This is a genomic window from Streptomyces aurantiacus (assembly GCF_027107535.1).
GTDB lineage: Bacteria > Actinomycetota > Actinomycetes > Streptomycetales > Streptomycetaceae > Streptomyces.
Genome location: NZ_CP114283.1, coordinates 2965491 through 2981875 on the forward strand (window position 1 = coordinate 2965491; position 16385 = coordinate 2981875).

Annotated in this window: 16 protein-coding genes; 7 read left to right on the forward strand and 9 right to left on the reverse strand. The window is 73.6% G+C overall.

Annotated features, from left to right (window positions below; all coding sequences use genetic code 11):
- Positions 1-29: 29 nt before the first annotated feature.
- Positions 30-797: a glycerophosphodiester phosphodiesterase family protein gene (locus O1Q96_RS14870; protein WP_269248613.1), complete on the reverse strand. Its 768-nt coding sequence runs from the start codon at positions 795-797 to the stop codon at positions 30-32.
- Positions 794-1492 (reverse strand): membrane protein YczE, encoded by a 699-nt coding sequence (gene yczE / locus O1Q96_RS14875; protein WP_269248614.1) that lies wholly within the window; start codon positions 1490-1492, stop codon positions 794-796. Before yczE ends, O1Q96_RS14870 begins: the two co-directional genes overlap by 4 nt.
- A gap of 63 nt (positions 1493-1555) precedes the next feature.
- On the opposite strand from yczE, the gene O1Q96_RS14880 reads away from it, so the two are divergent.
- Positions 1556-3055, forward strand: a complete 1500-nt coding sequence (locus O1Q96_RS14880) for an SCO1417 family PLP biosynthesis transcription factor (RefSeq protein ID WP_269248615.1) — start codon at positions 1556-1558, stop codon at positions 3053-3055.
- Positions 3056-3176: 121 nt separating this feature from the next.
- Here O1Q96_RS14880 and O1Q96_RS14885 read toward each other — a convergent pair whose 3' ends face one another.
- Complete coding sequence (locus O1Q96_RS14885; protein ID WP_269248616.1) at positions 3177-4814, reverse strand: ATP-binding protein; 1638 nt, start codon at positions 4812-4814, stop codon at positions 3177-3179.
- 37 nt (positions 4815-4851) lie between these two features.
- Positions 4852-5046 carry a hypothetical protein gene (locus O1Q96_RS14890; protein ID WP_217456975.1) on the reverse strand — a complete coding sequence of 65 codons (195 nt, stop codon included), beginning with the start codon at positions 5044-5046 and terminating at the stop codon, positions 4852-4854.
- Positions 5047-5358: 312 nt separating this feature from the next.
- Here O1Q96_RS14890 and O1Q96_RS14895 point away from each other — a divergent pair, with 312 nt between their 5' ends.
- From O1Q96_RS14895 to O1Q96_RS14915, 5 genes are all read left to right on the forward strand, one after another.
- Positions 5359-5751 carry an ankyrin repeat domain-containing protein gene (locus tag O1Q96_RS14895; protein ID WP_269248617.1) on the forward strand — a complete coding sequence of 131 codons (393 nt, stop codon included), beginning with the start codon at positions 5359-5361 and terminating at the stop codon, positions 5749-5751.
- 300 nt (positions 5752-6051) lie between these two features.
- On the forward strand, positions 6052-7470 hold the full coding sequence (locus tag O1Q96_RS14900; RefSeq protein WP_269248618.1) for a HEAT repeat domain-containing protein: 1419 nt from the start codon (positions 6052-6054) through the stop codon (positions 7468-7470).
- Between the two features lie 222 nt (positions 7471-7692).
- Positions 7693-8817: a glycosyltransferase family 4 protein gene (locus O1Q96_RS14905; RefSeq protein WP_269248619.1), complete on the forward strand. Its 1125-nt coding sequence runs from the start codon at positions 7693-7695 to the stop codon at positions 8815-8817.
- Positions 8814-10007 (forward strand): glycosyltransferase, encoded by a 1194-nt coding sequence (locus O1Q96_RS14910; protein WP_269248620.1) that lies wholly within the window; start codon positions 8814-8816, stop codon positions 10005-10007. The genes O1Q96_RS14905 and O1Q96_RS14910 overlap by 4 nt, the downstream gene beginning before the upstream one ends.
- Complete coding sequence (locus O1Q96_RS14915; protein WP_269248621.1) at positions 10004-10861, forward strand: SGNH/GDSL hydrolase family protein; 858 nt, start codon at positions 10004-10006, stop codon at positions 10859-10861. The genes O1Q96_RS14910 and O1Q96_RS14915 overlap by 4 nt, the downstream gene beginning before the upstream one ends.
- A 133-nt stretch (positions 10862-10994) precedes the next feature.
- Here O1Q96_RS14915 and O1Q96_RS14920 read toward each other — a convergent pair whose 3' ends face one another.
- Genes O1Q96_RS14920 through O1Q96_RS14940 form a run of 5 tightly spaced genes read right to left on the reverse strand, consistent with a single transcriptional unit; the run spans position 10995 to position 15393 of the window.
- Positions 10995-11870, reverse strand: a complete 876-nt coding sequence (locus tag O1Q96_RS14920; RefSeq protein WP_269248622.1) for a 5-oxoprolinase subunit C family protein — start codon at positions 11868-11870, stop codon at positions 10995-10997.
- Positions 11870-12484: a 5-oxoprolinase subunit B family protein gene (locus O1Q96_RS14925; protein WP_269248623.1), complete on the reverse strand. Its 615-nt coding sequence runs from the start codon at positions 12482-12484 to the stop codon at positions 11870-11872. The genes O1Q96_RS14920 and O1Q96_RS14925 overlap by 1 nt, the downstream gene beginning before the upstream one ends.
- A complete protein-coding gene (locus O1Q96_RS14930; RefSeq protein ID WP_269248624.1) occupies positions 12481-13239 on the reverse strand; it encodes a LamB/YcsF family protein in 759 nt (252 codons plus the stop codon). Before O1Q96_RS14930 ends, O1Q96_RS14925 begins: the two co-directional genes overlap by 4 nt.
- Before the next feature lie 19 nt (positions 13240-13258).
- Entirely contained in the window at positions 13259-14080 is an 822-nt protein-coding gene (locus tag O1Q96_RS14935) for a putative hydro-lyase (RefSeq protein WP_269248625.1), read from the reverse strand.
- Entirely contained in the window at positions 14077-15393 is a 1317-nt protein-coding gene (locus O1Q96_RS14940) for an MFS transporter (RefSeq protein WP_269248626.1), read from the reverse strand. The genes O1Q96_RS14935 and O1Q96_RS14940 overlap by 4 nt, the downstream gene beginning before the upstream one ends.
- A gap of 233 nt (positions 15394-15626) precedes the next feature.
- Here O1Q96_RS14940 and O1Q96_RS14945 point away from each other — a divergent pair, with 233 nt between their 5' ends.
- Positions 15627-16319 carry a GntR family transcriptional regulator gene (locus O1Q96_RS14945; RefSeq protein ID WP_269248627.1) on the forward strand — a complete coding sequence of 231 codons (693 nt, stop codon included), beginning with the start codon at positions 15627-15629 and terminating at the stop codon, positions 16317-16319.
- Positions 16320-16385 lie beyond the last annotated feature (66 nt).

The window sequence follows — 16385 nt, forward strand, 5'->3', positions numbered from 1 at the left end:
ACGCGGACGCCGCGCGGTGCGCCGGGCCGTCAGACCCAGGTGCCACGGTCCTTCAGGACCCCGCGCAGCGTCTCGATGTGATCGGTCATGATGCCATCGGCTCCCAGGTCCAGGAGCCGGTGCATCCGCTCGGCCTCGTTGACCGTCCACACGTGGACCTGCAGCCCGCGCGCGTGGGCGGCTCGCACGAAGCGGCGGTCGACCACGGGGACGCCCGACTGGGCTTCGGGAACCTGCGCGCAGACCGCCGAGCGGCGCAGCGCGGCGGGTAGGCCCCACGACCTCAGGCGCAGCCCCAGTACGCCCCGGGTGCCGTACGAGGTGGCCAGGCGGGGGCCGGCCAGGTGCTGGGCGCGGGCGACCCGCGCCTCGGAGAAGGAGCCGACACAGACGCGGTCCCAGGAATCCGTGCGACCGATCAGGTCGAGGAGTGGGCGCAGCGCGGGCTCCGCCTTGACGTCGACGTTCCAGCGGACACCGGGGAAGGTCTCCAGCAGTTCCTCGAAGAGGGGGACCGGTTCGGCGCCCGCCACGCGCGCGTGGCGCACGTCGTCCCAGGGGAGGTCCGCTATCCGGCCCGCCCCGTCGGTCACCCGGTCCAGCGTCGCGTCGTGGAAGGCGACGAGCCGTCCGTCCCTCGTGGCGTGCACATCGGTCTCGATGTACCGGTAGCCGGCCCCGACCGCGCGGCGGAACTGGGCCACGGTGTTCTCCAGGCCGTCGGCGGCTCCGCCCCGGTGGGCGAACGCGATGGGGCCGGGATGGTCGAGGTAGGGGTGGCGTACGCGCGAGGTCACCGCCGCAGTATCGCCTCCTCCGACGACCCGCCGGCAACGACCGTGCTGCCGTCCGGTGATGCCTGCGGGACGGCGAACACCCGCAGGAAGAGCTGGGCCAGCGGGCCGATGGCCACCGCGTACAGGACCGTTCCCACGCCGACCGTGCCGCCCAGGACGAAGCCCGTCGCGACCACGGCCACCTCCAAAGCCGTGCGCACCAGGCGGATCGACCGGCCGGTGCGCCGGTGGAGGCCCGTCATCAGGCCGTCGCGCGGACCCGGACCGAAGCGGGCCGCTATGTAGAGCCCTGTCGCCACCCCGTTGAGCAGGACGCCCGCCACCAGCAGGGGGACACGGATCCCGAGGGCGTGCACGTCCGGGAGCAGGGCGAGGGTGCCGTCCATCGCGATGCCGACCACGAAGACGTTGGAGATCGTCCCGAGGCCCGGGCGCTGGCGCAACGGGATCCACAGGAGGAGAACCGCGGCGCCCACGATGATCGAGACGACACCGATGGTCAGCCCGGTCAGCTCGGCGAGGCCCTGGTCCAGGACGCTCCACGGAGCCAGACCCAGGTCCCCCTCCACGAGGAGGGCCACGCTCGCGCCGTACAGCGCCAGGCCCACGTACAGCTGAAGCAGTCTGCGGGTGAGGCGCCCCGGCGGTGGAGTGGACAAGGAGTGCTCCCTGGTGGTGGTAGTGGACCGGCTCATGACACTCTGTGGCGTGAGAAGAGGCCTCTTCCATGGCCAATTCGGGGAAGGTGGACTGAAATCATGGCGCAGTGGACTTCGGCGGTGGGAGCCGCTCAGCTCGCCCGGCTGCTCAACTCCCAGCAGGAGCGCCCGGCGGGCCCCGGCGCGCGTCGTCCGCCGGCCTATCGTGCCCTCGCCGACGGCGTCCGGCTGCTCGTCCTCGAAGGCCGGGTGCCCGTGGCCGCGCGACTGCCCGCCGAGCGCGAACTGGCCCTCTCCCTTTCCGTGAGCCGCACGACGGTGGCCGCCGCCTACGAAGCGCTGCGCGCCGAAGGGTTCCTGGAGTCCCGCAGGGGAGCCGGCAGCTGGACCGCCGTACCGGCCGGGAACCCGCTGCCCGCCCGCGGCCTCGAACCCCTGCCGCCCGAGGCCCTCGGTTCCATGATCGACCTCGGCTGCGCGGCCCTGCCCGCACCCGAACCCTGGCTCACCCGGGCCGTCCAGGGCGCGCTGGAGGAACTGCCGCCGTACGCCCACACGCACGGCGACTACCCGGCCGGGCTGCCCGCGCTGCGCGAGACGCTCGCCGAGCGGTACACCGCGCGCGGCATCCCGACCATGCCCGAGCAGATCATGGTGACCACCGGAGCCATGGGTGCCATCGACGCCATCTGTCACCTCTTCTCCGGGCGAGGGGAGCGCATCGCGGTCGAGTCGCCCTCGTACGCCAACATCCTTCAGCTGATGCGCGAGGCCGGTGCCCGTCTGGTGCCCGTCGCCATGGCCGAGGGGCTCGCGGGCTGGGACATGGACCGCTGGCGGCAGGTGCTGCGTGACGCGGCGCCCCGCCTCGCCTACGTCGTCGCCGACTTCCACAACCCGACCGGTGCGCTCGCCGACGAGGACCAGCGGCGCCGGCTCGTCGACGCCGCGCGGTCGGCCGGCACCGTGCTGGTCGTCGACGAGACCATGAGCGAACTGCATCTCGACGAAGGGCTCGCACTGCCGCGCCCCGTCTGCGGATTCGACCCGGCCGGGTCGACGGTCGTCACGGTCGGGTCGGCCAGCAAGGCCTTCTGGGCCGGCATGCGGATCGGCTGGGTCCGCGCCGCGCCCGACGTGATCCGCAGCCTGGTCGCGGCGCGCGCCTACGCCGACCTCGGCACCCCCGTCCTGGAGCAGCTCGCGGTGAACTGGCTGCTGAGCACCGGTGGCTGGGAGCAGGCCGTGGACGTGCGGCGCGACCAGGCCCGCGAGAACCGGGACGCCCTGGTGGCGGCCCTGCGCCGTGAGCTTCCCAGCTGGGAGTTCGACGTGCCGAGCGGCGGCCTCACCCTGTGGGTGCGTACCGGGGGCCTGTCCGGCTCGCGGCTGGCCGAGGTCGGCGAGCGCGTGGGCGTACGGGTGCCGTCAGGGCCCCGTTTCGGCGTGGACGGGGCCTTCGAGGGTTACGTGCGCCTGCCCTTCACGGTCGGCGGGGCGGTCGCCGACGAGGCCGCGGCGCGGCTGGCGGCGGCGGCCCGGCTGGTCGAGAAGGGCGCGAGCGGAGGAACCGAGCCACCGCGCACGTTCGTGGCGTGATGCCGCGCCCCGCGCCTCGGTGCCTCACGTCGCCGGCGTGTGATCCGGGCGTCGTCCGTGGGGTGCAGACCTCGCGGCCCGGCTCGTGGCCGGTCCCTCCGGTTCGCGTCGGCGCCGGAGCTCAGCCCTCCGCGGGGACACCCACGGCGCCGGACGCCGTGACGCGCACGGGGCTCTGCGGTGTTGCGTCCGCAGGGCTTCCCGGCACCGGGTCCGGGGCGGCCGGGGGCACGGCCTCGGCGTCCACCGGAGCGGTGAGCCCCGGCAGCAGGCCGAGCACCGCCCGGCGGTGGGTCTCACTGGTCGCCTCGTCGTACGGGTCCGGGGTCGCCGGTACCTGGAGGCGGTGGACCGGGCCCGCGCCCAGCCGGGCGTACCCGCGACCGGGCGGCACGTCGGGCGTGGGAGTCGTGTGCGGCGGCGACCCGAGCACCGCTTCGAGCTGACCCGCCGACGCCGGACCGAGCACGACACGCGCGCGCGTGTGCCCCCGTACCGCGTCGCCGAGCGACTCCAGTGCGTCGAACTGCTCGGCCACCACGACCGTCACACCTGCCGCGCGGCCGTGGCGCAGCGGCAGCTGGAGCAGGTCCTGCGGATCCCTCCGGCCGTCGGCCGCCGCAAGGTGGCCGAGGGCGGTCGGGCGGTCCAGGAGGAGCCACAGCGGACGCTTCGTGTCCTCCGGTGGAGCCTGGCCCGCCTGCCGGGCGCGGTTCACGGCGATGAGACGGCGTTCCGTCTCGTGCGCCGCCCATTCGAGGCCGGCCAGCGCGCCCGCCAGGCCGCACTCGACCCCCAGGACGCCCTCGCGCCCCGTCAGGCAGGCGAACTCGCCCGTGCCGACGCCCTCGACGACCAGCACGTCTCCGTGCTGGAGGGCCTGCAGGGCGATCGAGCGGAGAAGAGTGGTCGTGCCGCTGCCGGGCCCGCCGACCGCGAGCAGGTGCGGCTCGGTCGAGCGGGCACCGGTGCGCCAGATCACCGGAGGGACGTCCCGCCGCTCCTCGCCGGACGTGAGCGGAAGCGTGCGCTGGACGCCGGCCGGGTCCGTGAAGCCGAGGAGGGTCTCTCCCGGGGCCGTGACGAACCGCTGGGCGGCGACGTCGGTGGGGAGTGGCGGCAGCACGGCGACCGTGAGCTGGTTGCCCTCCTCGTCCCACGCGAAGCGGTACTCCCGGCCGCGGCCCGACTTGGCGTGCAGCAGCTGCTCGATACGGGCCCGGGAGTCCGCCTCCCCGTCCGTGAAGTAGGCGGGGTAGCGGATGGACAGGTGCGAGACGCGCCCGGTGTCGTCGAACTCGTACGACTCGAAGGCCTTGCCCCACTCGCCGCCGTGGGCGTAGAGCGGGGCCGGGTCCTCGGGGACGGAGAAGTACGGCACGAGCGCTTCGTAGAGGGACTCCAGGCGCTTGCTCTGCGCCTCGTCCGGCCCGGTGGGTCCGGGCGGAGTGCGGTCCTTGCCCTGCCACGCGGCCGCCGCCATCAGGGTGATGACGGCGAGCAGCGGTCCGTAGGGGATGAGGGCCACGACCAGGACGACCGAGGCCACCAGGAACAGCAGTGGACCGCGCCGGTCCTTGGGGGTGTCCGCCCACCTGCGCCGTCCGGCGGCCGCCAGCCGGCGCAGTCCACGACTGATCGTGATCAGTGGGTGGAGGACGTCGGTGGCGCTGTCGGCGGCCGTCCGGGCCAGGTCCCGGCTGCGGGCGATCTGCGCGCTGCCGGTACTCAGAATGCGGGGGAGGGGGCGCCGGGCCACTGCTGTCTCCTGGAGGTGCGTGCGAACAGGGTGGGCGTCAGAACTTGATCCCGCTGAGCATGCCGGCCAGGCTCGCGCCGCCGGCCGTGATGCTCGGGGCGATGGCCGTACCCGCGAGGTAGAACCCGAAGAGGGCGCAGACCAGCGCGTGCGAGGCCTTGAGGCCGTCCTTCCGGAAGAAGAGGAAGACGATGATGCCGAGCAGGACCACACCTGAGATGGACAGGATCATGAGAGTTCTCCTGGTCGATGGGGACAGTCACCATGAGTACTTCCAGGCTCACAGCATGTATCCATACGATTAAAGGTGCAACTGGGTGAAATTCCGCTTATTTCATCCCTATGGTCCTGTCCTGTAAGGCCGTGGGGGCGGCCTCTCGGAGGTTTGCCGGATTCGTGGTGATCTTTGCCTCGGCCGGGCCCGGTCATGTGCTCGCGGAGCCAGTACGCTGGCGATTCACTCGTACGGTCGCACCGCTGGCGCCCGTACGTTCCCGCAGTCCGTTCGTCGTCGCAGTTTTCGCAGTGAGAGGCGGTCCCGCCGATGAGTGAAGCCCCCGACCCCGAGGTCGTGGAGCTGGCGACCAAGATCTTCGATCTGGCCCGGCGGGGGCAGACCGAGGCGCTCGTCGCGTACGTCGACGCGGGTGTCCCGGCCAACCTCACCAACGACCGCGGCGACTCCCTCGTGATGCTCGCCGCCTATCACGGCCACGCCGAGGCCGTCCGCGCCCTCCTCGAGCGCGGCGCCGAGGCGGACCGCATCAACGACCGGGGTCAGACCCCGCTCGCCGGAGCGGTCTTCAAGGGTGAGGACGCGGTCATCCGCGTTCTCCTGGACGCGGGCGCGGACCCCGCGGCGGGGACACCCTCCGCCGAGGACACGGCTCGTATGTTCGCCAAGATCGAACTGCTCGAGCTGTTCGGTACACACTGAACCATCCGCCTTGACCAGGCGAAACATCATTTTTGGGGGAGGCGGTACGGGGCCGCCGGAAATGCGGTCGCGGCAGCGAGAACCGCTGGGTCATCATGACGTCGTGATTCACGGACGTGATGGCTGGGCAGGTGTTGCCGCACCGCGCGGACCGTGATGCGGCCCGCACGGGCCACCGACGAGAGGCAGAGGAAGATGGTCTACAGCAAGCAGGAAACGGCGGGCGCCCCGACGTGTTGTCACGCGGCCAGGTGAATCAGGATCCCGGTTGCGTCGACGCTTGATGTGAGGCTGTTTCCCATGTTCGATCCGGTCATAGCGCCCAGCGGTACGCTGCTCGGCCTGCTTCAGAGGGGCCGCGGCGACGGCACGCTGCACGCGCTCACGGCGCCGCGTGCCGAAGCGCTCGCGGCGCTCAACCACTGCGTGCTGAGCGACCCCCGCCACGACTGGCAGGTGGAGAACCGCTCCCTCTACTACGCCCGCCTCTACCTCGATCTGGGCGGCGGTCTCGACGAGATCGCCGCGCACCTGTTCGACGCGGCGGACGTCCTCGACACGGACGAGTCCCGCACGGGTCTCGCGCTCGCCGTCCTCGGGCATCTCGCCTCGTACGGCCGGCAGGACGCCCTCGAGATGCTGCGGCGGTACGCCGCCTGCGGCGCCAACTGGGCCTGGGCCCTCGACGAACTGGCGTTGCGCGACGACGACGCGGGCCTGCGAGCCCTCGCGGCCCCCGTGCTCGCCCGGTTCCCCGCCGATCCCGAGGGCGAGGCCGAACTGGCGGCGGTCGTACGGGACTCCTTCGAACCCCGGCCCTGGCGGCTGTGGGCCGACGATCCCCGCACATCCGTCGGCCCACGGGTGCGTGCCGCCCGGGAAGCCGGTTCCTTCGACCGGTGGCAGCAACAGATGCGACCGCCCGGGCCCCGTCCCGGATGGAGCGTCCGGGCCGTCTTCGAGTGGGCCCAGCAGGGCATCGAGCGCGGAGCCGCGCTCCATGTGCCGGCGGCGCGGTGTCTCACCGCCGTCGCCGGACCCGAGGACCGGCCCGAGATCGTCGAGGCCGCCCGCACCGGCGACGACGGCGCACGGTGCACCGCCCTGCGCTACCTCGCCGACAGCCACGATCCCGACGCACTGGATCTGGTCGAGGCCGCACAGGCCTCCGGCTCACGCCTTGTCGTCGATGCCGCCGTGGACGCCTTCGAGCGGATGCGGAGCGTGGCCGCGGTGGAACGGGCCCGCGGCTGGGCCCACCGGCCCGACGCCCTGGGAGAAGCCGCCGGTCGCGTCCTGGCGTGCCGGGGCGGCGCGCAGGACAGTGAGCTCGTCCTGGGCGCCCTGCGCGAAGCCGTGCGGGGAGAAGGGCCGGACGCGCAGACCCTGTGGACGCTGGTCGACGGCGCCGGACGCCTCGGGATCGCGGGCGCGGCCCCCGTCCTGCGGCACGTCTACCGCGAGACCGCCTCGTCCCATCTGCGCGGGCGGGCGGCTCGCGCGCTGGCCGCCACCGACCCCTCCTTCGCCGCCGGCTTCGCCGTCGAGTGCCTGTGGGACTGCGAGGAGTTCACCCGCGAAGTGGCCGCACGGCACGCCGAGACCGGTGACGCCCGAGTGGTCGACCAGCTCCGGCGGCTCGCCGCCGACCCGGCCGAGGAGGCCGAGGTACAGACCGCGGTGCGCAGCCGCATCGGACCGGACGCGTCCGCCGTGTGACGCGTCCGGGACAGCCGAGAAGAGCGCCGGGTGCGACCGGCGTGCGAGACACCGCGTGTGAGCGTTCCGTCGTCGGCCCGTATCCCGCAGGTACGGGCCCGGACGCCGGAGCGTGACCGGCCCGTGATGCCGGGACGTGCGGAGCGCAACGCTCACGGGACGTTCCTCGGCCGGAAAGATCCACGTTGACGCGTCCACGTCCAGCGCGACGACAACAGCCGTATGCGTGTCGTCATCGTGACCGAGTCCTTTCCCCCCGACGTGAACGGCGTGGCCCACTGCGCCCTCCAGACCGCCCGACACCTCGTCGAGCGCGGTCACGCCCCCGTCGTCGTCGCCCCGGCCACGGCCGTGGGCAGCGGACCCGACGCCCTCGCCCCGTGCCCCGTCGTCCGGATCCCCTCCCTGCCGCTCCCCGGCTACCCCCAGGTCCGCGTCGCCCTCCCCAGCCGACGCGTCGCCGCCGCGATCACCGAACACCGCGCCGACATCGTCCACCTGGCCAGCCCCTTCGTCCTCGGCGTTCGCGGCATGGCCGCCGCCGGCCGCCTCGGCGTCCCCGCCGTGGCCGTCTACCAGACCGACCTCGCCGGCTACGCCCGCACCTACATGGGCGCGGGCGAGGCCACCGCCTGGCGCCGTATCCGCTCCGTCCACACCGCCGCCCACCGCACCCTCGCCCCGTCCAGCGCCGCCCGGCACGACCTGGAGACGCACGGTGTGCCCCGCGTACGGCTGTGGCCGCGCGGCGTCGACACCGTCCGGTTCCGGCCGGAACACCGGGACGACGCGCTGCGCCGTGAACTCGCCCCGAACGGCGAGCTGATCGTCGGCTACGTGGGCCGGCTCGCCCCCGAGAAGCAGGTCGAACTCCTCGCCGGAGTCTGCGGCCTGGACGGTGTCCGTGTGGTCGTCGTGGGAGACGGGCCCAGCCGTCCGAGCCTGACCCAGGCACTCCCCGGGGCCGTCTTCCTGGGACGCCGCACCGGCGACGAACTCGCCCGGATCTTCGCCTCGCTGGACGTCTTCGCGCACACCGGACCGTTCGAGACCTTCTGCCAGACCGTCCAGGAGGCGATGGCGAGCGGCGTGCCCGTCGTCGCCCCCGCCGTGGGCGGTCCGCTCGACCTGGTGGCGCACGGGCGCACCGGACTACTGGTCCCGCCGCGCGACGCGGCCGCCGTGCGCGACGCCGTCTGGTCGCTCGCCGCCGACCCGGCCCGGCGGGCCGCGTACGGCGCCGAGGCGCGGCGCACCGTCGAGGGCCGCACCTGGGCCGCCGTCGGGGACCAGCTCATCGGGCACTACACGGACGTGCTCGCCGGCCGGGCGGTGGTGGCGGCATGAACGGGTCCCTGCGCATCGTCCGGCTCGCCAACTTCGTCGCCCCCGCCTCCGGGGGCCTGCGGACCGCGCTGCGTGAACTGGGCACCGGATACCGGGCGGCGGGGCACCGGCCGGTGCTGGTCGTGCCCGGCGAGCGTGCCTCGGACCGCGAGACCGGACAGGGGCGGATCATCACCCTGCCGGGCCCGCTGCTGCCGGGCACCGGCGGCTACCGCGTCCTCACCGACAGGCGGCGCGTGGCAGACCTCCTGGAGGAGCTCGCGCCCGACCGCCTGGAGGTCTCCGACCGTACGACGCTGCGCTGGACCGGCGTCTGGGCGCGGCGGGCCCGGGTGCCCGCCGTGATGGTCTCCCACGAGACCGCCGACGGGGTGCTGCGCACCTGGGGCATGCCGCCGGGCCTGGCCCGGCGGGCCTCCGACGCCCTCAACCTCCGTACCGCGCACCACTACGCGCGCGTCGTGTGCACCACGGAGTTCGCGGAGCGCGAGTTCGTCCGCATCGGCGCCCGCAACGTCGTACGCGCCCCCCTGGGCGTCGATCTGGAGGGCCGCCACCCCGCGCTGCGGGACGCGGGGCTCCGTGCCCGGTACGCGCGCGAGGACGAGACGCTGCTGGTGATGTGTTCCAGGCTGTCCGTCGAGAAGCGGCCGGGCACGGCGCTGGACGCGCTGGAGGCGCTGCTGCGGAGCGGAGAGCGAGCGGTGCTCGTGGTGGCCGGTGACGGGCCGCTGCGGGCCCGGCTCGAACAGCGGGCGCGCGAGCGGCGGCTGCCGGTCACCTTCCTCGGGCATGTCGCCGATCCCGCGCTTCTCGGTGGTCTGCAGGCCTCCGCCGACGTGTGCCTGGCGCCCGGGCCCGCCGAGACCTTCGGGCTCGCCGCCCTGGAGGCGATGGCCTGTGGCACGCCCGTCGTCGCCAGCGCCTCCTCCGCCCTCCCGGAGGTCGTCGGCTCCGCCGGAGTCACCGCCGCGGACACCGGAGCGGCTTTCGGTGTCGCGATCCGGAAGCTTCTGGACCGGCCCGAGGACGAGCGGCGGGAGGCGGCACGCGCGCGTGCCGCCTGTTTCGGGTGGCCGGCCGCCGTGGAGGCGTTCCTCACCGCGCACGACGCGCCCGTCCGCGCGGGGCGGCCCGACCCGCCCGCGGCCGTCCGCCCCGTGCCGCGGGCGCGGGAGGGTGTCGCATGAGACCCCTCCGGTTCGCGGCCCTGGGCGATTCCCTGACGGAAGGGGTGGGCGACCCCGTGGGCGAGAAGTGGCGCGGCTGGGCCGCACTGCTCGCGGCCGGCCTCACGCCGCCGGACGCGCCGGTGGAGTTCGTCAATCACGCGGTCAGCGGCGCCCAGTCGCGCGACGTCCTGGAACGCCAGACACCGGCGGCGCTGGCCGGGCGGCCGGACATCGCCTCGGTGGTCATCGGTGTCAACGACACCCTGCGGTGCACCTTCGACATCCGCGCCGTGGCCGCGCGGCTCGACGAGGTGTACGCGGCGCTCACCGCCCAGGGCGCCGTCCTCCTCACCGCCTGTCTGCCCGACCCCGGGGCGATGCTGGGGCTGCCGGGAGCGCTGGCCCGGCCGCTCGCGCGGCGGCAGCGGGCCGTGAACGCGGTCGTGCACGCGCTGTCCGAGCGGTACGGCGCGGTGCATCTGCACGCCGCGGCGGGCGAGTGGGTCGCCGACCGCGCGATGTGGAGCGCGGACCGGCTGCACCCGGGGGAGCGGGGGCACCGGCAGCTCGCCCTCCACTTCCACGCGCTGCTGGCGCGGACGGGGCTCGCCACAGGGCCGGTGCCGTCCCCCGAGCCCGACTTTCCCGAACCCACCCGGGCGGCGAGCCTGCGGTGGCTGGCCACCGCAGGGACCGGGTGGGTGGCCCGCCGGTGCACCGACCTGCTGCCCCAGCTTCTCACTCTGGCCGCCTCGGAGGTCCGCCATCGGGCCCGGGGGACCAGCGCCCGCCTCGACCTCGGCGCGTCCCACGCGGTGGCGTCGGCGCTGGCCGCGCTGACGGCGACCGGCGAACGGCCGGACGCCGCGTGAGGCCGCCCGGCCGCGCTGTTCGGTCGCGGGTCCGTCCGGGCCGGGCACGCGATCGTCCGGGCCCCTGGAAACCGCGCGGTTCCCCGCGCCCCGCCGACGGCGCACGGCTCCTTCGGCGCCTCGTCCGAGGTGGTCAGTGGCTTCTGCGGCGTACCGGCACGAATCGCACCGGTGTGCCCGGCGCGGCCTGGGCCGTGGCGGGGAGGTCGCCGGGGTGGACGACCGCGATCACCGGGTAGCCCCCGGTGGTCGGATGGTCCGCCAGGAACACCACGGGCCTGCCGTCCGGGGGCACCTGCACCGCACCGAGGACCATGCCCTCACTGGGCAGTTCGCCGCCGATGGCCCGCTCCAGCCCGGCCCCTTCCGTACGCAGACCGATGCGGTTGCTCGCCGACGACACCCGGTAGACATGGGTGGTGAAGACGCGCACTGCGGCTGCCGTGAACCAGTCGTCGCGCGGCCCGAGCACCACCCGCAGGACGAGCTCGGACGGCGGAGACGGCTGCGCCGCGACGTCCACGCGCGCGTGGTGTCCGCTCGGCCGCCCCAGAGGGAGCACCGCCCCGTCCACCAGGGGCGGCGGACCCAGCCCCGACAGCAGGTCCGTCGACCGGCTGCCGAGCACCGGCTCGACGGCCACCCCGCCCGAAACGCCCACGTAGGCGCGTACTCCGGAGACCGCCGTCCCCACCGAGAGCAGGGCCCCGGCGGGCACGCGCACCGGCGCTCCCCAGGCGGCCGGACGCCCGTCCACGGACACGGGGCACGGGGCACCTCCCACGGCCACGGTGACCGCCGAACGCGGCCGTACGTCGCACCCGTTGAGCGTCGTCTCCAGAACCGCGGCGTCGGGCGCGTTGCCCACGAGCCGGTTCACCAGCGCCGCGGCGGGCGCGTCCAGCGCGCCGGAGCGCGGGACGCCGAGGTGCGCGTGGCCCGGGCGCCCCCGGTCCTGCACCGTGGTCAGCGCCCCGGCCCGTGCGACGGCGAGTGCGCGGTCGGTCATCAGGAGTCCACCGGGACGAATCGGACCGGTGTGCCCGGCGACAGCAGCGCGGCCGGCACGCGCGCGTGGTCCCACAGCACGGCGTCCGTCGTACCGATCAGCCGCCAGCCGCCCGGCGAGGAGCGCGGGTACACGCCCGTGTACGGGCCCGCCAGTCCCACGGAACCCGCCGGGACGGTCGTACGGGGTGTCGCGTGCCGGGGCACGCCGTACCGGGCCGGCAGCCCGGTGAGATAGCCGAAGCCGGGAGCGAACCCGCAGAAGGCGACCCGGAACTCGGCCGACGCGTGGATCCGCGCCACCTCGTCCGGGGACACGCCCCACCGCGAGGCGACGTCCGCCAGATCGGGGCCGTCGTAGCGCACGGGGATCTCCACGGTCTCCTTCGCGGGCGGGGGGACGGGCGGCAGCCGCGCCACGGACAGCTGCGCGGCCAGCCGGGCAGGCTCGTCGAGGCCGTCCAGGAGGACCGTGCGGGCGGCGGGGACGATCTCCCGCACGGAGAGGGAGCCCTCCGCGCGGCGGCGCAGCAGCTCGGCGTGCAGGGCCTGCGCCTCCTCGTCCGTGGACACTTCGACGAGCAGGGCACGGTCACCGACCGGCAGTGCCCTCATACGAACGCCTCCACGGGGACACCCGACTCCTCCAGCCGTGCGCGGACCCGGCGGGCCAGGTCCACCGCGCCGGGCGTGTCGCCGTGCAGGCACAAGGAGCGGGCCCGCACCGCGATGTCGCGCCCCGACAGGGACGTGACGACACCAGAACGCGCGAGCCTCACCGAGCGTTCCACGACGGCGCCGGGCTCGGTGATCACCGCACCGTCCCGGCCGCGCGGCACGAGCGTGCCCTCCTCGGTGTACGCGCGGTCCGCGAACGCCTCGGTGACGACCGGGAGTCCCGCCCGGCCGGCCGCGTCGAGGACCCGGGAACCGGGCAGCCCGAGCACCGGGAGGGCGGCACCGGCGAGCAGCACGCCCTGCACGACGGCCCCGGCCTGCTCCTCGTCGTGCACGACGCGGTTGTAGAGCGCACCGTGCGGTTTGACGTACGCCACGTGTGCGCCCGCCGCGCGCGCGAACACCTCCAGGGCGCCGATCTGGTAGGCCACCTCGGCCGCCAGCTCGTCGGACGGCACGTCCATCGCGCGCCGCCCGAAACCCGCCAGGTCCCGGTAGGAGACCTGGGCACCGATCCGCACGCCGCGCCCGGCCGCCAGTTCGCACACCCGCCGCATGGTGGAGGCGTCCCCGGCGTGGAAGCCGCAGGCCACGTTGGCGCTGGTGACGACGGACAGCAGCTGTTCGTCGTCGGTCAGCCGCCAGCGGCCGAAGCCCTCGCCGAGATCGGCGTTGAGGTCGATCGGGGTCATGGAGTGCTCGTCCCTCGGGTCAGGCGACGCGGTACTGCTCGTCGCGGGAGTCGGTGATGAACATCTGGCCCGGCGCGTGGGTGATCGCGAACGGCGGGCGCGAGGCCATCACCGCGGCCTGCGGCGTCACACCGCAGGCCCAGAACACCGGGATGTCGTCCGGTTCGGCGTCCACCGGGTCGCCGAAGTCGGGGCGGCCGAGATCCTCGATGCCGAGAGCGCCCGGGTCGCCGCAGTACACGGGACTGCCGTGCACCGCGGGCAGGAGGCTGGTCTCCCGGATCGCCACGGACAGGCGCTCGGGCGGTACGGGACGCATGGACACCACCATGGGGCCGTGCAGCCGCCCGGCGGGACGGCACCGGCGGTTGGTCACGTACATGGAGACGTTGCGCCCCTGCTCGATGTGACGCATCGGCACGCCGGCCTCGGTCAGCGCCCACTCGAAGGTGAAGCTGCACCCGATGAGGAACGACACGAGGTCGTCCCGCCAGTGCGCCACCACGCCCGTGGGCTCCTCCACCAATTCGCCGTGCTCCCACACCCGGTAGCGCGGCAGATCGGTGCGCAGGTCGGCGTCGGCGGCCAGGACGGTCGTCCACGAGCCGGCGTCCGTGACGTCGAGCACCGGACAGGGCTTCGGGTTGCGCTGACAGAACAGCAGCATGTCGTACGCCCAGTCGGCCGGCACCGATATCAGGTTCGCCTGGGTGTGGCCGCCCGCGAAGCCTGCGGTGGGACCCGAGACGCCCGTACGGAACAGGGAACGTGCCTCTGCCGGGCTCCACGCGTGCGCGTGGTCGTCGAGAAGGCCGGCCGGGCGGTGCTGCGTGCGGTTCACAGGAGTTCCTTCCCACGGGTCTCGGGCAGACCGATCAGGGCCAGTGCCGCGAGGCCGTATCCGATCGCGCCGAAGACCAGCGCGCCCCCTACGCCCCAACTGTCGGCGAGGAAGCCGACCAGAGTGGGGAAGACCGCGCCGACGGCGCGGCCGGTGTTGTACGTGAATCCCTGCCCCGTGCCGCGTACGGCCGTCGGGTACAGCTCGCTCAGGAACGAGCCGAAGCCGCTGAAGATCGCCGACATGCAGAACCCGAGCGGGAAACCGAGCACGAGGACGAGGGTGTTGGCGCCGCTGGGGATGTTCGCGTAGGCCAGGATGCAGACCGCCGAGAGGATCGCGAAGAGCAGGATGTTGCGCTTGCGGCCCAGCTTGTCGGTGAGATAGCCGCCGGTCAGGTAGCCGATGAAGGCCCCCGAGATCAGGAACGCCAGGTAGCCGCCGGTGCCGACGACGGACAGTCCGCGGTCCGTCTTCAGGTAGGTCGGGACCCAGGTGGCCAGCGTGTAGTAGCCGCCCTGGACGCCCGTGGAGAGCAGCACCGCGAAGACCGTCGTCTTCAGCAGTCCGGGTGCCGCGGCCGTGCCCGGCTTGAAGATCGCGGCGAAGGAACCCTTCTCGGGGCTCTTCTTGCGGCGCTCGGCGGCCTCCGGCGCGTCCTTCACGTTGCGGCGCACCCAGATGACCAGCAGGGCCGGCAGCGCCCCGGTCCAGAACATCACGCGCCAGGCGAGGTCGTCGCTGAGGAACTGGAAGACCAGCGTGTAGACCACCACGGCGAGCCCCCAGCCCACGGCCCAGGAACTCTGGATCGCGCCGAGCGTACGGCCGCGGTGCTTGGGGCTCGCGTACTCGGCGACCAGGATCGCGCCGACCGCCCACTCGCCGCCGAAGCCGAGTCCCTGCAGGGCGCGGAAGACCAGCAGGGTCTCGTAGTTGGGCGCGAAGCCGCAGGCCACGGTGAAGACCGCGTACGTGATGACGGTGATCATCAGCGCCTTGACGCGTCCGATCCGGTCGGCGATGACTCCCGCGCCGGCACCGCCGATCGCGGACACGACGAGCGTGACGGTCGTGAACAGCCCGGTCTGGCCGCTGTTGAGACCGAAGTACGCCGACAGGGCCACCATGCTCAGCGGCAGCGTGAAGTAGTCGTACGAGTCCAGGGCATAGCCGCCGAACGCACCGCCGAAGGCGCGGCGGCCGCGCGGCCCGAGGGCCCGCAGCCAGGCGAACGCGCCCTCGTCGGTGGGTTCACCCGCTCCGGGGCGCGTCTCGGTGGGCAGGGCCTGCGGTGGAGGGGGCGTGCTCATGGGCACCTCACAGACGAGGAGGGGGAGGGTGCTTCGGGGCTGAGCCGTGCCGTGCGCGAACGCTTGCTTGCCGTTATGTGCCGTTATGCGTTGTCCAGTACGGAGTTGCGGCGTGCGGAAGCCGTTGGATCCGGGGGTGGGCTGCCGGCGCCTGATGAGTAAGGTAGAGGATCGTTGAACGATCCCTCAATACCCATGTTGTTTCGTTCTGGTATCTGCGATTGAATTCGGGCGTGGCCGAACTGAACGGACTGGCGGACGACCGCGCGCTGCTGGGCCGCACCAGCACCGCCGAGCGGGTCTCGGACATCCTCAGGAGCCGGATCGCCGAGGGCTACTTCCCGCCCGGCACGCGCCTGTCGGAGGACACCATCGGCAATGCGCTCGGCGTCTCGCGCAACACGCTGCGCGAGGCGTTCCGGCTGCTCACGCACGAACGGCTGCTCGTCCACCAGCTCAACCGGGGTGTGTTCGTACGGGTCCTGACGGTCGAGGACGTCGAGGACATCTACCGCACCCGCAGGCTCGTCGAATGCGCGGTGGTGCGCGGCCTCGGCGAGCCGCCGTACGCGGTGGACGATCTCGCCAGGGCGGTTGCCGACGGGCAGCGGGCGACCCGTGAAGGTGACTGGAAAGGCCTGGGCACGGCCAACATCCACTTCCACCGGGAACTGGTCGCGCTCGCCGGCAGCGCCCGCACCGACGAGCTGATGCGCAGCGTCTTCGCCGAACTGCGGCTCGCCTTCCACCTGGTGGACGACCCGCGTCGCCTGCACGAGCCGTATCTCGCCCGCAACGGCCGGATACTGCAAGCCCTTCAGGACGGGGACCGCGAGGAGGCGGAGGACCTGCTCGGGGTCTACCTCGACGACTCACTCAAAAGGGTCGTGGAGGTCTACGGCCGACGGGTGTCGGAAGAACTCTGAGCGGGGACGTGCCTCGCCGGTGACGCTCCGGCCGGAGCGCACCCGACGGGCTGCCGAGAACCGCGC

Coding starts and splice junctions, on each gene's coding strand:
- O1Q96_RS14880 (WP_269248615.1), top strand. CDS start 1,556: ATGGCGCAGTGGACTTCGGCGGTGGGAGCCGCTCAGCTCGCCCGGCTG.
- O1Q96_RS14890 (WP_217456975.1), bottom strand. CDS start 5,046: ATGATCCTGTCCATCTCAGGTGTGGTCCTGCTCGGCATCATCGTCTTC.
- O1Q96_RS14900 (WP_269248618.1), top strand. CDS start 6,052: ATGTTCGATCCGGTCATAGCGCCCAGCGGTACGCTGCTCGGCCTGCTT.
- O1Q96_RS14925 (WP_269248623.1), bottom strand. CDS start 12,484: ATGAGGGCACTGCCGGTCGGTGACCGTGCCCTGCTCGTCGAAGTGTCC.
- O1Q96_RS14905 (WP_269248619.1), top strand. CDS start 7,693: ATGCGTGTCGTCATCGTGACCGAGTCCTTTCCCCCCGACGTGAACGGC.
- O1Q96_RS14940 (WP_269248626.1), bottom strand. CDS start 15,393: ATGAGCACGCCCCCTCCACCGCAGGCCCTGCCCACCGAGACGCGCCCC.
- O1Q96_RS14895 (WP_269248617.1), top strand. CDS start 5,359: ATGAGTGAAGCCCCCGACCCCGAGGTCGTGGAGCTGGCGACCAAGATC.
- O1Q96_RS14930 (WP_269248624.1), bottom strand. CDS start 13,239: ATGACCCCGATCGACCTCAACGCCGATCTCGGCGAGGGCTTCGGCCGC.
- yczE (WP_269248614.1), bottom strand. CDS start 1,492: ATGAGCCGGTCCACTACCACCACCAGGGAGCACTCCTTGTCCACTCCA.
- O1Q96_RS14910 (WP_269248620.1), top strand. CDS start 8,814: ATGAACGGGTCCCTGCGCATCGTCCGGCTCGCCAACTTCGTCGCCCCC.
- O1Q96_RS14915 (WP_269248621.1), top strand. CDS start 10,004: ATGAGACCCCTCCGGTTCGCGGCCCTGGGCGATTCCCTGACGGAAGGG.
- O1Q96_RS14920 (WP_269248622.1), bottom strand. CDS start 11,870: ATGACCGACCGCGCACTCGCCGTCGCACGGGCCGGGGCGCTGACCACG.